13 protein-coding genes and 1 tRNA gene are annotated in these 13,974 nt (G+C 67.4%); 8 read left to right on the plus strand and 6 right to left on the minus strand.

Annotated elements, in window-relative coordinates:
- Nucleotides 1-2: 2 nt before the first annotated feature.
- Nucleotides 3-1,259: a DegT/DnrJ/EryC1/StrS family aminotransferase gene (locus ABZX37_RS20650; RefSeq protein ID WP_354741716.1), complete on the minus strand. Its 1,257-nt coding sequence runs from the start codon at nt 1,257-1,259 to the stop codon at nt 3-5.
- Entirely contained in the window at nt 1,256-2,281 is a 1,026-nt protein-coding gene (locus ABZX37_RS20655; protein ID WP_354741718.1) for a Gfo/Idh/MocA family oxidoreductase, read from the minus strand. Before ABZX37_RS20655 ends, ABZX37_RS20650 begins: the two co-directional genes overlap by 4 nt.
- 279 nt (nt 2,282-2,560) lie before the next feature.
- On the opposite strand from ABZX37_RS20655, the gene ABZX37_RS20660 reads away from it, so the two are divergent.
- Entirely contained in the window at nt 2,561-3,577 is a 1,017-nt protein-coding gene (locus ABZX37_RS20660) for a hypothetical protein (RefSeq protein WP_354741720.1), read from the plus strand.
- Between the two features lies 1 nt (nt 3,578).
- On the opposite strand, the gene ABZX37_RS20665 is transcribed toward ABZX37_RS20660, so the two are convergent.
- Both ABZX37_RS20665 and ABZX37_RS20670 read right to left on the minus strand, forming a co-directional pair.
- Complete coding sequence (locus ABZX37_RS20665; protein WP_354741722.1) at nt 3,579-4,466, minus strand: pyridoxal-phosphate dependent enzyme; 888 nt, start codon at nt 4,464-4,466, stop codon at nt 3,579-3,581.
- A 64-nt stretch (nt 4,467-4,530) separates the two neighbouring features.
- A tRNA-Ile gene (locus ABZX37_RS20670) sits at nt 4,531-4,604 on the minus strand.
- Nucleotides 4,605-4,985: 381 nt separating this feature from the next.
- On the opposite strand from ABZX37_RS20670, the gene ABZX37_RS20675 reads away from it, so the two are divergent.
- Nucleotides 4,986-5,351, plus strand: a complete 366-nt coding sequence (locus tag ABZX37_RS20675) for a hypothetical protein (RefSeq protein WP_354741724.1) — start codon at nt 4,986-4,988, stop codon at nt 5,349-5,351.
- A gap of 77 nt (nt 5,352-5,428) precedes the next feature.
- Here the strand turns inward: ABZX37_RS20675 and ABZX37_RS20680 are convergent, their stop codons facing one another.
- Together ABZX37_RS20680 and ABZX37_RS20685 are read right to left on the minus strand one after the other, a co-directional pair.
- Nucleotides 5,429-5,752 (minus strand): hypothetical protein, encoded by a 324-nt coding sequence (locus tag ABZX37_RS20680; protein WP_354741726.1) that lies wholly within the window; start codon nt 5,750-5,752, stop codon nt 5,429-5,431.
- Between the two features lie 630 nt (nt 5,753-6,382).
- Nucleotides 6,383-7,582, minus strand: coding sequence for a Glu/Leu/Phe/Val dehydrogenase dimerization domain-containing protein (locus tag ABZX37_RS20685; protein WP_354741728.1), 1,200 nt, complete (start codon nt 7,580-7,582; stop codon nt 6,383-6,385).
- A 121-nt stretch (nt 7,583-7,703) separates the two neighbouring features.
- Here ABZX37_RS20685 and ABZX37_RS20690 point away from each other — a divergent pair, with 121 nt between their 5' ends.
- The 6 genes from ABZX37_RS20690 to ABZX37_RS20715 all read left to right on the plus strand — a co-directional run bounded on the left by ABZX37_RS20690 (nt 7,704) and on the right by ABZX37_RS20715 (nt 13,969).
- Nucleotides 7,704-8,630, plus strand: a complete 927-nt coding sequence (locus tag ABZX37_RS20690) for a LysR substrate-binding domain-containing protein (protein WP_354741730.1) — start codon at nt 7,704-7,706, stop codon at nt 8,628-8,630.
- Nucleotides 8,631-9,092: 462 nt separating this feature from the next.
- Nucleotides 9,093-10,355 (plus strand): glutamate-cysteine ligase family protein, encoded by a 1,263-nt coding sequence (locus ABZX37_RS20695; protein WP_354741731.1) that lies wholly within the window; start codon nt 9,093-9,095, stop codon nt 10,353-10,355.
- A gap of 64 nt (nt 10,356-10,419) precedes the next feature.
- Nucleotides 10,420-11,769 (plus strand): ergothioneine biosynthesis protein EgtB, encoded by a 1,350-nt coding sequence (gene egtB, locus ABZX37_RS20700; RefSeq protein ID WP_354741733.1) that lies wholly within the window; start codon nt 10,420-10,422, stop codon nt 11,767-11,769.
- 4 nt (nt 11,770-11,773) lie between these two features.
- Nucleotides 11,774-12,538: an ergothioneine biosynthesis protein EgtC gene (gene egtC, locus ABZX37_RS20705; protein ID WP_354741735.1), complete on the plus strand. Its 765-nt coding sequence runs from the start codon at nt 11,774-11,776 to the stop codon at nt 12,536-12,538.
- Nucleotides 12,535-13,506 (plus strand): L-histidine N(alpha)-methyltransferase, encoded by a 972-nt coding sequence (gene egtD, locus ABZX37_RS20710; protein ID WP_354741737.1) that lies wholly within the window; start codon nt 12,535-12,537, stop codon nt 13,504-13,506. The genes egtC and egtD overlap by 4 nt, the downstream gene beginning before the upstream one ends.
- A complete protein-coding gene (locus ABZX37_RS20715; RefSeq protein ID WP_354741739.1) occupies nt 13,499-13,969 on the plus strand; it encodes a nitroreductase family deazaflavin-dependent oxidoreductase in 471 nt (156 codons plus the stop codon). The genes egtD and ABZX37_RS20715 overlap by 8 nt, the downstream gene beginning before the upstream one ends.
- The last annotated feature ends 5 nt before the right edge of the window (nt 13,970-13,974 follow it).

The raw sequence follows: 13,974 nt of genomic DNA on the forward strand, positions 1-13,974 counted from the left end.
TCCTAGCCTAGGATTTCGTTGTGGTGCTCGATGACTTTGCGGAACCCGGAAATGTACGACTCGACCAGCGGCAGGTCTTCGGCACGGTGCCAAACCGGCAGTTTCAAGGTGTGGTGCCACACTTGTTCCGCGACTGGGAACTGACCGGATCGGTAGGAGACCTTCCCCGGGTTCGGGTAGTGCGGAAGCACCGGACTCGGGTTTTGGAACAACGGCAGGCGGTTGAGCGGACACGTGGAGCCGGGGCGGTCTACCTCGCGCAGACCTTCGGCGTGCAAGGCCCCGTGGAAGCGGTCGATGGGCAGGTTGCTGAGTTCTTCGGGAATGTAGATCAACGGGAGCCCGTACCACGCTGACTGCGTCCTGTCAGCCAGCTTGGGGACAGAGATGCCAGGAAGGGAGCCGAGCTGATCGCAGAGGTACGTCGCGATCTCGGCTCGCCCGGCCAGGTATTCGTCAAGGTGGTCGAGCTGTTCTAGCGCGATCGCCGCGGCCAAAGGGTGGATGCGGAACTTCAGTCCCATTCCGCTTACCCCATAAGGATAGACAGGATCGCCAGCGGGGATCTCGTTGCGGCAGCGCTTGTTGTAGTGCCCGTGCAGAAGCACCTGGTGGTAGACCGCATCATCGTCGGTGAGCACGAACCCGCCCTCACCCGCTGACAGCGGCTTCGGCCCGTTCATCGAGAACGCCCCCGCCATGCCGAACCCGCCGATTCGGCGGCCGTCGAACTCCGCGCCGTGCGCGTGCGATCCGTCTTCCAGCAGTGCGAGGCCGTGTCGGGTTGCAACTTCGCGCAGTCCACCGACGTCGGCGGGGATTCCCCACAAGTGGGTAGCCATGATCGCTGTCGTTTTGTCGGTGATGCGGGCTTCCACATCGGAAACCGAGATGTTGCCGGTCTCGTCGCTGTCAGCAAGCACTGGGACCGCACCGAGGTGCAGTAACGGAGTCGCGGTTGCCAGGAACGTGTAAGCAGGAACGATTACCTCATCGCCCGGCCCGATGCCGGCGCTGACGTACGCGGAGTGAACCGCCGCAGTACCCGAGCTGGTGAGCACGGCGTGGCGAACACCGAAGTACTCCTGTAGGCGGTCCTCCAGTTCGGCGACCACGCCGGATCGGTCGTAAATGGACACGGAGGCGGCCAGTTGTCGGCCCACAGCGGTGACCGTCGCCTGGGTGATCGGAGGCCAGCTGAAATGAGCCTCCGTGCTGCGAAGTATCGGTGTGCCGCCGTTGACGGCCAGGGCGCTCATGCCAGCGCCATCGGTGTGACTGCGGCGTGTGTGCGCGCTGACTGGTAGCAGGCGTGTATGAACCGCAAGTGCGAGATGTGGTCGGCCGGCCTGCTCGGATTCGGCCGCTCTCCTTTGATGACATGGGAAAAGTGGTTGATCTGACTGACGCTAGCCGCAGGCCAAGCCTGTTCGCGGACGAGCGATTCGACGATCTCGCCGTCGCTGGTGAGCCGACTGATCCGCCCACGCTCCAAGCTGACGATGCCTTTGCTTCCAGTGACTCGGATTCGCTCGGTTTTCGGGCCGATCGCGCGCGACAGCAACATCGACCCGTACAACCCGCTGTCGTATCCGATCTGTACGAGCGCAGTGTCCTCAGCGTCGTAGTCGAGGTCGGGGCGTGCGGCGACCGATACGTCAGCCATCACGCGGTCGGGCAGTCCGAAGTACCAAAGCAGCATGTCCACCATGTGGTAGCCCATGTCGATCAGGCAGCCGCCTCCGGCGCGGTCCGAGTGCCCGCGCCATCCCTCCGACGGGTCCGCGATGTGCAGTGTGTAGGCCGCGTCCATCACGAACGGCTGGCCGATCTGGTCCACAAGCTGGAGGAAGCTCGTGTAGATCGGGTTGAACCGACGTTGCATCGTCACCATCAAGTGAATTCCAGCCTGCTCGACTTGATCAGTCAGCCACTCGGCCTGCTCAAGAGAAGTAGCGAACGGCTTCTCTTTCAGCACATGCACGCCGTGCTTGGCCGACATCTCGATGAGCCGAGCGCCGGCATCGTGCGGCACGCAGATCACCACGAAGTCCAGGTTCTCGCCAGCGAGCATCAGTCCGGCGTCGGCATACCAAGGCACTTCAAGCGCGCGACCTTGCTCCTCAGCGATCTGCGGATCTTCGTCGCACACGGCAGTCAACTCGACGCTGTCCGCGGCACGCAGGCCCGGAATGTGGTCCTCCAATGCCTGCTTGCCCAGGCCGATCACGCCCGCGCGCAGCGTCCTTCCCCCACGGCTACCTGTGTCTGGTCTGATCACCGCAACCTCCCTGTCGCCATCTCCGGGTTCAGCGCTCCGTTACCGGACCCGGTTCGCGTTCCTCAGGACTGAGCACCAAAGGTGGCTTAGGCTGTCGAGGTTCGGCAGGGACCAAGCTCCCGCGGTGCAGCTCCTAACGAAACCGCAGGTCAAGGCCGCATACCACCCCGCCAGACCATGATCTTGCCGTGCATCTTCTCCCTGTTCAACGGGGAGAAACGCCCCTATGCTGGCGGGAGCGTATGTTCCCCACACGCTTTGAGAAGGGGAGGCCCGTCCATGCCGTCAGCGACGCGCAGCGTGCGGAGCGAGCAGCGAGCATTGTCCGCGCGGCTCCGCGCAGACTCCAAGACGTGGGCAGAGATCGCGCAGGTGTTCGCCGAGCGCTACCGCGTCAACATGCGCACTGCTCTTCGTCTCGTTCGAGGATGGAGTCAGCGAGAGGCCGCGAACCAGTGGAATTCGCGCTGGCCGGCCGATGCGAAGACGGACAAGGTCTTCTCGTACTGGGAACTCTGGCCCTTGCCGACCGGTCATGCGCCGCCTTTGGACGCTCTCTGCCGACTCGCCGAACTGTACGAATGCAGTGTCGCCGATCTCCTCGCGGACGTGGCGGATCACCGCCCCGCAGACGCGGTGCACCAGCGTCAGCAGCAGTTGGCGGTGCTCGAACGCCCAGCTGCGTCACTGGATAACTTCGTTGAGCGTCTTCAGTCATCCGACGTTCACGAGGTCGCCGAGATCGCCGCAAGTTGGGCAAAAGCCAATGGTAGCGAGGTCAGTCGACGTTCGTTGCTGGTCAAGCTTAGTGCGGCATTGTCTCTCGCCGCGGCGAGCCCTTCCCTAGCGGAGGAGTCGGATCACGCGGTCACGGCTCCGATTCCCGAGGGAGGCACGTTCTCGGGAATTTGGCACAGCAGGTACATCTATCCGAGTTCCGGGCGAGGAAAGACTTTTACCGGAGAACATTACGTCGTTTTGCGCCAGCAAGGGCAGAGACTGATCGGGCAAAGTTTGCCGCATTCTACAGGCTCGCGGCTGAGGCTAGAACTCGCGCTGGATGCAGCTGTCGCGACTGGCACTTGGAGGGAGCAGACTTCCCGGACCGGCTACTACCAGGGAGCGGTCTACCATGGCACTCTTCAAATGGTCGTGGACCCGGCGGGCCGAAGAATGCGGGGAATGTGGCTCGGATTCGGCCGTGACTTCACCATCAACTCTGGCGAGTGGCATCTCACTTGGCAGGAGGCGGGGGCATCCAAGCAGGCTCAGCGGCTCTACCACGAGAAGGTCTGATTCAGCACAATACTGCAATGATCGTCGTAGGGGCAGGAAAGTCGCCAGCTGCGATACGTTCGAACAGTCCGTGCATCATCTTGGCCTCGTAGACCCAGTCGAGCGTGATCCCGTGGCGGGTCTCGAATTCGGCGATGAACGCGTCGAGGTTTGCAGTGCGCTTGGCGTAGCCGCCGAAATGAAACCGCGTATCCACGGAGAAGTTGGGGTTGCCGACATAGCCGGCCTCCGCGTGGAATCGTCTAACTTCGCCTTCCAGGAAGCCGCCTCCTTTCAGGACGCTAAACCCAATCGCACGCTGCCCTGACTGAAGCTTGGTTGAGATTCCGGCAAGGGTGCAACCTGTTCCGCAGGCGCAACAAATGACACTGAACGGCACGTCGATCTCGTCCATCATCTCGGCGCATCCGTGTACCGCTAGATCATTGCTGCCACCTTCGGGAAGGATGTAGCACCGACCGAACTGCCCAATCAGACGATCAAGGACGTCTTCTTCGGACTTGCGTCGGTACGTCGCCCGATCAAGGTAGGTCAACCTCATGCCGTGATCTACCGCGTAGGCCAAGGATTCATTGAGCGGCGCGTGCTCTTCTCCTCGAACGACACCAACGGTGTGAAACCCGAAGTACTGGCCGGCCGCCGCTGTTGCGCGCAGGTGATTCGAGTACGCCCCGCCGAAGGTCAGGATCGTCTGATGTCCTTGCCGTCGCGCCGCCTCAAGGTTGTACTTGAGCTTCCGCCACTTGTTGCCAGGGAGGCCAGGGTGAATGAGATCGTCGCGCTTCAAGAGCACACGAACACCGGACGATTCCAAACGAGGGTCGTTCAGCTCAATGAGCGGCGACGGTATGCGCACCGAGAAGTCAGCGGCAGCGAGACTATCCTCCACCTTCGCAGCCCCTTTCGTGCCGAGTCGGGCAGGTTCCGAGCGGCTGAAACGATCACCGCAGGAGTGGGCCGGGTCGGACTTGAACCGACGGCCAAAGGATTATGAGTCCTCTGCTCTAACCAGCTGAGCTACCGGCCCGATGAGGCGTGCCCCGCCAGCCGCGGATGCACGCCTCAACCCGATTCAAGCTATCACCTTGCAGGACGCGGCCGGGGAGGCTGACCAGCAGTTCACCGCCGCTTCCCCTCCCCCTTCGATGAACCCGCGACCACCAGATGAGAGGCCGTCCCGCCCTTGCCGACAACCGGCGAAGGAGGCGGGCCAAGGTGCGGCCAACCCCAGTGGTCACACCCGCTGGATCGACCAGGGGAATCACGGCGGGTCGAGGCATCGAGCGCCGCTGGGCGGGCCTGGCGTGCATGAGGGGGAGGGTGCACACCAGGCCCGCGGGGAGCATCGTACGGCTCACGTTTCGGTAGTCCCGTCGACAGATAATCGAACATTTGTTCTACTGTGAGCATGGTTGAGTCCAAACTGCCCGACTGGGTCCAGGTCTACAACCCGCCGCTGAAGGTGTGGGTCAAGACAGGCCGGATGCTTCCGTACGACCGCGAACCCACGGACGCGCGAGGAACCGGCTTGGTGGTCGCGGGGGAAGCGCCCGGCTGGATGTACCAGAAGTTCCCCCGGGCAGACGGCGGCTTCCTGGCGCTGGTCGCGGTGCAGTTCGACGTCCGCATCGGCGGCAAGTGGTCTGACCAGATCGGCGATCCGCTACAGCTCACCCTCAAGGAACAGCTTGTGCCGACACAGTGGGTACGACTGTGGACCTGGGCCGAGGTCCGGCGACATGGGCGCGACGCTGGACCCCGGCGGTTCGGCTGAACAGTCCTCGCGACCTCCCGGGGGCGGCAGCCTCGGAGTTGAACGCTCCACACCAACCCGACGTCAAACATCCCTGACTACCGGTCAGTCCCAGCCCGAACGTGAACCCGGAGCCGACCCATGAATAGCCGCTCCGACCGGGACAGGTAGCAGTCCAGATCATCCAGGTTGCGACCCGCCCACGGGTCCATGCCCAGCGTGAGCATGATGACGCCTTGGTCCTCGGCCGCCGCAATCCACTCGCTGGTCGTCGGGTGCGACAGATTGGCCTCCCCGGAGTAATCGATGTGAACGCCGTAGCCGTCCAGCACAGCCCGCGCGATCACCGTCGGCACGATCGGCGGTGCCCCGGGGTGGTCCGCGATGGACACGAGACCCAGGACCTCAGCGACGAGCGGCATAGCTTCGGTAATAGCGCTGCTGTTCGGGAAGACCAACAAGTGTCCAATGTCGCGGCCGTTGATCGGATGCTCCCCGATCCACCCAGTCAGGTTCAGTCCACGAGGATCAGTCGATGGGCCGACAGTCAAAAACATAGGAGTAGTCCTTCCGGGCAGGCGGATTCACCCGGTCTGATCCACGACCGGGCTGCGTAGCGCAGACCCCCGCCTGCACGGGGACAACGGATCGAGCGCGATTCAAACTCTAACGCTTCCGACCGATGCGAAACGCCTTGGGACGACCAATCAGCCCATGTGCCTTGCGCCGTGCTCTCGGGCTCTGGGGACTTCCGCCGCGCCGCTCCGGGGTCTCCCCGCTCTCGCAAGGAGGCCCCCGGCGTGGGAAAGGTCGTGGGAAGAGATCGGCGAAAGTTGCGACTTCGGCTCGTCGATGTGCAACCGATCGCGACCTCTTGACACTGGAAACGACCAGGTGAGAGCCTTCTTTGGCTAAAACACCAGGTCAGCACGCAGCGGCACGTTTAAGGCATCTTTCCAGCCTTGACAACCACCCTCAGACCGTCATCACAATCAAGCTTCGGGGTGCCCCACGCAACCAAGGGCGCAATGTCGCCGCCAGGCGACGAGCCGTCAGGGAATCATCAACGCAGGTGCCCCGAACGCCCCATGCGCTTCAGCGACACGAGCCTCCCGAGTACCCTCCGCCTGCCGCAACGCAGTAACCCGAGGCGGAACCCGATCCAAATGCCACTCCGCCAACACCAACGCGACCTTGGCCTGCATCTCAGTCCGCAACCGCAAGAACGAATCCGCCGGATCCGCCCCCACCTCGCCGAGCAGCAACCACCAAGCCCAAGCAGCAGCCCCGGCATTGGCAATAAAGTCCGGAATCACCGCCACCCCACGCGCAGACAACGCCGCCTCAGCCTCAGGCGTAGTAGCAGCGTTAGCCGCTTCAACAACCACCTTGGCCTTCACGAGATTCTCATTATCCACCCGCAACGCATAAGAAATAGCCGCAGGCACAAAGATATCTGCGTCAACAGACACGACAGCCTCACGAGGCAACAACTGAACCCCGTCAGGCAACCGCCCCCGGTCAACCTCCCCGAACCGGTCCCGCAACTCCAGCAACGCAGGCACGTCCAACCCTTCCGGGTCGTACAACGTCCCGGCAGCATCCGCGACAGCGACGACCTTCATCCCCGCTTCATGCAGGTACCAAGCCGCACCGCCTCCCATAGTCCCGATCCCCTGAATGGCGACAGAAGTCTCGGCAACCCCCCACCCCCAAGTATTAGCCGCCCCAAGACAAGCCTGCGCGACCCCGTACCCGCCAATCACATCCCCCAGCAACTGCCCGCCGGGAACCGGCGCATTGAGCCCGGCCTGAACCCGCCGAAGCGTCCGAGCCGGATCAGCCGACCGGCGGATCGCCGCGTGGTACGACTGCTCCAACCCGAGCGTCGCGAAAACCTCGTCGATGAGGTGCTGCGGCACCCCCAGGTCCTCCGCGGTCACCCAGCTGGCGTCCAGCCACGGCCGCAGGAACTCGCAGAAGCGGGTGAGGACGCCGGTCGCGCGCGGGTCCTTCGGGTCGAAGTCGATGCCGCCCTTCGCGCCGCCGACCGGGAGGTTGAACGCGGCCGTCTTGTTCGCCATGCCGCGCGCGAGGTCGGCCACCTCGTCGACCGTGCAGCCGGCGCGCATCCGCGTGCCGCCCGTGGCGACGCCGGAAACCAGGCTGTGCACGACCAGGTAGCCGCGCGCGCCCGTGACCGGGTCCGTCCACGTGAGCTTCATCAGCGGTTCGGCGATCCGCGTGTCCATCGAGCCACTCACCTCCTCGGGTCCGCCGGCGGCGCGGTTCACCGCCTGCTTCCGAGGGTGCTGCCCGATCGGGGCCCGCGTCCATTTACCGAATGTGCACGAAGTTGTTTAGGGTTCGTACATGGAGCTTTCGTTGCACCGCTTGAGGATGCTCCGCGAACTGCGTCGCAGGGGCACGGTCACCGCGGCTGCCGCAGCGTTGCATTACACCGCTTCGGCGGTGTCGCAGCAACTCGCGCAGCTGGAACGCGACGTCGGCGCGAAGCTGTTCGAACGGCTCGGCCGCCGGGTCCAGCTGACTGAACTCGGCATTCTGCTCACCGAGCACGCCGAGGAGATCCTGGGGTCGGTCGAGCGCGCGACGCTCGCGCTGGAGGAAGCGCAGGGCTCGATGTCCGCACGGCTGACCGCGGGCGTGTGGGCGTCCGTAGCCTCGGGTTTGCTGCCGACCGCGCTCACCGCGTTGGCGGCCGATTACCCGGGAATCCAAGTGCGGACGAAGGAACTCGCCCCGGAGGCGACCGCCGACGCGGTGCGGGACGGCACGCTGGACCTGTCGTTCGTCATCGACTACTCCGATGCCCCGATGGAGTGGAGCGACGGCTTGGAGCGCGCGGTAGTCGCGGTGGAACGGCTGCACGCGGCGGTCCCGGCAGGCGCGCTGCCGTCCGCCACGGTGCCGCTCGACGCGCTGGCGGAGCACCCGTGGATCCTGGCGAGCCCTAAGTCCCATTTCGGCCGCGCGGTCCGCATTGCCTGCCAGCGGCACGGTTTCCAGCCGAAAATCAATCACGAGGTCGAGGAACAGTCGACCGCGATGGCGATGGTCGGCGCCGGTCTGGGGGTCACCCTGGTGTCCGATCTGGGCCTGCGGCTGCTGCGCCCGCCGGGGATCGACGTGGTCGCGCTGGCCCCGCCGTTGTTGCGGACCGTGTCGATCGCCTATCGCCGCACGGAGATCCGGCGTCCGGCGTTGCACCTGGTGGTCGCGGCGGTGCAGGACGCCGCGGCCGAGTTGGGGCTGGGCACGGAACCCGCCTTGCCGTGAGCCGGGGCGCCCCGGATTCGGCGTGGCGCTGATGTCCGATTTCGGCCTGCGCCCGCAGGGAATCGATGTGGTCGCGCTGGGCTCCGCCGTCACATCTGGTGGTTGCCGCGGTGCGGGATCCCGCGGCTGAGTTGGGACCTGGGCATGGAATCCGTCTTGCCGTGAGCGGGGCGGCCCGGATTCGGCGTCCGGCGTTGTATCTCGCAGCCGCCGCGGTGCGGGATGCCGCGGCCGAACCGGGCCCGGGCTCCGAACCCGCCTTGCCGGTGCGGCCGGGGTGCCCCGGATGGAGCAGTGCGCACGAGTCTGATCTTTCCGGTGAACTCCCAGGTCAACACAGATTACGAGATGCTTATCGATCGCTTCCCCGACTTCGCGGCCCTGTTTTTGTCAGACCTCGCGTGTAGCGTCGCGGAGCGACGAGGTCCGGCCCCGCGGACCTCCTGATCCGGACGGCGACAGATGACTGCAGTGCACGATTTTCCGGACAGATCCGGGAGCGCGGCGAACCTGACCGCGCGGGTGCTTGCCGACCGCGCGGAGGGGGAGCAGTACGTCGCTTCGGTGTGTTTCAAGCACGGCCCGCCGAGACTGCTCGGGGTGGAACTCGAGTTCACCGTGCACCACACCGGCGACCCGGTCCGCCCCCTCGACCCCGATGTCCTTGCCACGGCGCTCGGCCCGCACACCCCGCGGACGCTGCGCCCCGACAGCCCCGCGATCCCGCTCCCGGCCGGTGCGCCGGTGAGCCTGGAACCCGGGTGCCAGGTGGAGATCTCCGCTCCGCCGCAGGCCTCGCTGCGTGATCTGCACGCGGCTGTGGAGGCCGATCTCGCTCATCTCACCGGTCTTCTCGCCCGCCACGGCCTCGAACTCGGCGCCGCGGGCATCGACGAGCACCGGCCGCCCCGGCGCATTCTGCGCACGCCCCGTTACGCCGCCATGGAACGCCGGTTCGCCCCGATCGGGGCGGGCGGCATCACCATGATGTGCAGCACCGCGGGCCTGCAGATCTGCGTGGACGCGGGCGAAACCCACGAGGTCGCCGCGCGCTGGGCGGCCGCGCACGCGATGGGTCCGCCGCTGCTGGCGCTGTTCGCGAATTCCCGCGTGCACGCCGGAGCGGACACCGGATTCGCCTCGGCGCGCTGGCTCGCGGTGCTGGAAACCGAACCAGTCCGGAGCCAGTCGCCCGAACCCGGCACGGACCCGGCCCGCGAATGGGCCCGGCGGATGATGGACACGCCGCTGATGGTGTTCCCGCGCGGAGAACGGCCGTGGGACGCGCCCGACGGGCTCACCTTCGCCGAGTGGATCAGCGGCCGGGGCGCGGCCACCGTGCTGCGCCGCCCGACGGTCGCGGACCTCGACTACCACCTCACCACGATGTTCACCCCGGTGCGGCCGCAGGGCTACCTCGAGCTGAGGTACCTGGACGGGCAGCCGCCGGGGGAATGGCTGCCGCCGGTAGCGCTGGTCACCGCGCTGCTGGCGAATCAGTCCACAGTGGACAAGGTGCGGGAGGTGTGCGCGCCCGCGGCGGGCCGGTGGGTCGACGCCGCGCGGCGCGGAATGGCCGACGCGCAACTGGCGGCGGTCGCCAGGGAGCTGGTGGAGCTGGGCATCGACGGGCTTCCGGCCACCGGGCTTCCCGAGGGCGCCGTCGACGGGCTGGCCGCCGGGCTGCGCGCCCGGGCCGCCGGAGTGCCGCGCCAGGACCGATGAGCAGGACCGAGATCACCGCCGGGCCGCGCGCCCGGCACACCCCGGACTCGAGGAGTCAGGAGCGATGAGCACCATCCCCGAACAGAACCCGTTGCTGGAGCTGAGCCCGCAAGACCTGCGGGCGCACACGGCCGCCGCCCTCACCCGGGCGCGCGAGCGCAGCGTGGCCCTCACCGACGCGGTCGACGACGAGGACCTCGTGCGGCAGCATTCGAAGCTGATGTCGCCGCTGGTGTGGGACCTCGCGCACATCGGCAGCCAGGAGGAGCTGTGGCTGGTCCGCGACGTCGGCGGCCGGGAGCCGCTGCGCCCGGACATCGACGACCTCTACGACGCCTTCCAGCACGCCCGCGCGGACCGCCCGGCGCTGCCGCTGCTCGGCCCGGCCGAGGCCCGCGCTTACGTGAAGGAAGTTCGCGACAAGGCGTTCGACGTCTTGGAAACCGCGCCGCTGGACGGACGGCGGCTCACCGAGAGCGCGTTCGCTTTCGGCATGATCACCCAGCACGAGCAGCAGCACGACGAGACCATGCTGGCCACCCACCAGCTGCGCAAGGGCGAACCGGTCCTGCACGCCCCGGAGCCGCCGCCCGCGCCGGCCCGCAAGCTGCCCGCCGAGGTGCTGGTGCCCGGCGGCCGCTTCACCATGGGCACCACCGCCGAACCGTGGGCGCTGGACAACGAACGCCCGGCGCACGAGATCGACGTGCCCGCCTTCGTCCTCGACACCGCTCCGGTCACCTGCGGCGCGTACGTCGAGTTCCTGGAATCCGGCGGCTACGACCAGCGGCGGTTCTGGAGCGAGCCCGGCTGGGCGTACCTGCGCGAGCACGACATCACCGCGCCCCGGTTCTGGCGCCGCGAACCGGACGGCTGGTGGCGCACCCGCTTCGGCGTGCACGAGCGGGTCCCGGAGAACGAACCGGTCGTGCACGTTTCGTATTACGAGGCCGAGGCGTACGCGCGCTGGGCGGGCAAGCGGCTGCCGACCGAGGCGGAATGGGAGAAGGCCGCCCGGCACGACCCGGCGAGCGGGCGGTCGCGGCGATTCCCGTGGGGCGACGAGGAACCGACCGCCGAGCACGCCAACCTCGGGCAGCGCCACCTGCGCGCGGCCGAGGCGGGCGCGTACCCGGCCGGCGCGTCGCCGCTGGGCGTGCACCAGCTGATCGGCGACGTCTGGGAGTGGACGAGCACGGATTTCCACGGCTACCGGGGCTTCTCGGCGTTCCCGTACCGGGAGTACTCGGAGGTCTTCTTCGGACCGGAGCACAAGATCCTGCGCGGCGGGTCGTTCGGCACCGACGCGGCGGCGATCCGGGGCACGTTCCGCAACTGGGACTACCCGATCCGGCGGCAGATCTTCTCCGGCTTCCGGTGCGCGCGCGACCCGCGCCCGGGCGAGGCGGGCTAGCCGGATGTGCCGTCATCTCGCCTATCTCGGCGCGCCGGTGTCCCCGGCGGAGCTGATGTTCGCCGCGCCGCACGCGCTGCTCGTGCAGTCGTACGCGCCGCTCGACATGCGCGGCGGCGGTTCGGTGAACGCCGACGGCTTCGGCCTCGGCTGGTACCCGGAACCGGGCGCGCCGCCGCAGCGGTACCGCCGCCGCGAGCCGTTGTGGACCGACCAGACGCTGCCCGCGCTGGCCGCTTCGGTGCGCACTCGCGCGTTCGTCGCGGCGGTGCGCAACGGCACCACCGGAATGCCGGTCACCGAAGCGGCCGCCGCGCCGTTCCTGGAGGACCGCTGGCTGTTCAGCCACAACGGCGTGGTCCGCGGCTGGCCCGGCTCGATGCGCGGGCTCGCCGGACGGCTGGACGTCACGGAGCTGTTCACGCTCGAAGCGCCGACGGATTCCGCGCTGCTGTGGGCATTGCTGCGGGCTCGGCTGCGCGCGGGGGAAGAGCCGCTCGAAGCGGTGACCGCCCTCGTGCGCGAGGTCGAGGCGGTCGCCCCCGGCTCCCGGCTGAACCTTCTCCTCACCGACGGCGAACTGCTCGTCGGCACCGCCTGGACGCACGCGTTGTCCGTGCGCCGCACGGAAACCGGCGTGGTGCTGGCGTCGGAGCCGTGCGATCCGGACCCGGCCTGGACCGCCGTGCCCGACCACCACGCCGTGCGCGTCACCGCGGCCGGCGTCGACATCCTTCCCCTGACCCTGGAACGGAGCACCGCCCGATGACCGAAGCGGATCTGGAGAGCCATCGCCGGGACGTGGCCGCCGAACTGCGCGCGGACGTGCGCGAGGGGCTCACGGCCGACCAGAAGTGGTTGCCGCCCAAGTGGTTCTACGACGCCGAAGGCAGCAAGCTGTTCGAGAAGATCACCGCGCTGCCGGAGTACTACCCGACCCGCAGCGAGCGCGAGGTGCTCGCGCAGCGGGCGGCTGAGGTCGCCGAACGCACCGGCGCGCACACGCTCGTCGAGCTGGGCTCGGGGTCGAGCGAGAAGACCCGGCTGCTGCTGGACGCGCTCACCGCGCACGGCACGCTGGAAGCGTTCGTGCCGATGGACGTGTCGGAATCCGCGCTCGCCGAGGCCGCCGCGGCGATCACGGCGGACTATCCGAAGCTCGAGGTGCGCGGGGTGGTCGGCGACTTCACCCAGCACCTGCGGCTGCTGCCCGGCACCGCGCCGCGGGTCGTGGCCTTCCTGGGCGGCACGATCGGCAATTTCCTGCCCGGCGAACGCGCCGAGTTCCTGAGCTCGGTGCGGGACGTGCTCGGCGAAGGGGAGTGGCTGCTGCTCGGCACCGACCTGGTGAAGGACCGGGAAACGCTGGAGCGGGCCTACGACGACGCGGCCGGCGTCACCGCGGCCTTCAACCGCAACGTGCTGCGCGTGATCAACACCGAACTGGGCGCGGACTTCGACCCGGACGAGTTCGACCACGTCGCGCACTGGAACGCCGAGCACGAGTGGATCGAAATGCGCCTGCGCGCCCGGAGCCGGACGGAGGTGCGCATCCCCGGCGCGGACCTGGTCGTGCCCTTCGCCGAGGGCGAGCACATCCGCACCGAGGTGTCGGCGAAGTTCCGGCGCGGCGGCGTCGAGGCGGAACTGAACGCCGCCGGGTTCGCGCTGGAACAATGGTGGACAGACTCACAGCAGCGGTTCGGGGTGAGTTTGGCAAGATCAGTGCGTGCGTAACCCTGTCGCGGCGCTCGCCCGCAAGCTCGGCACCCAGCCCAGGCTGATGGGCGCGTCGCGCGCCATCATCGCGACCGACCGGCAGCTGCACCGGTGGTTCGGCGGCCGGATCAGCCTGGTCGGCCTGGCCGGCCTGCCGTCCCTGCGGCTCACCACCACCGGAAGGCGCAGCGGCCTGCCGAGGAGCACGAACTTGCTGTACTACCCGCACGGCAGCGAGTTCGTGCTCACCGGCTCCAACTGGGGCCGCCCGCAGAACCCGGCGTGGACGCACAACCTCCGCGAGAACCCGAAGGCGACGGTCGCGCTGCGCGGCCGGGAGATCGAGGTCAAGGCGCGGGAGCTGGAAGGCGCGGAGTACGACCGGATGTGGGCGGAACTGCTCGAATTCTGGCCGGGCTACCAGATGGAACGGGACGAGGCGCGGCGGGACTTCCCGGTGTTCGTGCTGTCCCGCTGCTGAGCGTT

It is taken from the genome of Amycolatopsis sp. NPDC004079, from assembly GCF_040610415.1.
GTDB classification, from domain to species: Bacteria; Actinomycetota; Actinomycetes; order Mycobacteriales; family Pseudonocardiaceae; genus Amycolatopsis; species Amycolatopsis halotolerans.

Bases quoted from the DNA above. Each gene is read 5' to 3' on its own strand.
- ABZX37_RS20685 (WP_354741728.1), bottom strand. From the start codon at position 7,582: ATGGACACGCGGATCGCCGAACCGCTGATGAAGCTCACGTGGACGGAC.
- egtC (WP_354741735.1), top strand. From the start codon at position 11,774: ATGTGCCGTCATCTCGCCTATCTCGGCGCGCCGGTGTCCCCGGCGGAG.
- ABZX37_RS20650 (WP_354741716.1), bottom strand. From the start codon at position 1,259: ATGAGCGCCCTGGCCGTCAACGGCGGCACACCGATACTTCGCAGCACG.
- egtD (WP_354741737.1), top strand. From the start codon at position 12,535: ATGACCGAAGCGGATCTGGAGAGCCATCGCCGGGACGTGGCCGCCGAA.
- egtB (WP_354741733.1), top strand. From the start codon at position 10,420: ATGAGCACCATCCCCGAACAGAACCCGTTGCTGGAGCTGAGCCCGCAA.
- ABZX37_RS20660 (WP_354741720.1), top strand. From the start codon at position 2,561: ATGCCGTCAGCGACGCGCAGCGTGCGGAGCGAGCAGCGAGCATTGTCC.
- ABZX37_RS20675 (WP_354741724.1), top strand. From the start codon at position 4,986: ATGGTTGAGTCCAAACTGCCCGACTGGGTCCAGGTCTACAACCCGCCG.
- ABZX37_RS20695 (WP_354741731.1), top strand. From the start codon at position 9,093: ATGACTGCAGTGCACGATTTTCCGGACAGATCCGGGAGCGCGGCGAAC.
- ABZX37_RS20690 (WP_354741730.1), top strand. From the start codon at position 7,704: ATGGAGCTTTCGTTGCACCGCTTGAGGATGCTCCGCGAACTGCGTCGC.
- ABZX37_RS20680 (WP_354741726.1), bottom strand. From the start codon at position 5,752: ATGCCGCTCGTCGCTGAGGTCCTGGGTCTCGTGTCCATCGCGGACCAC.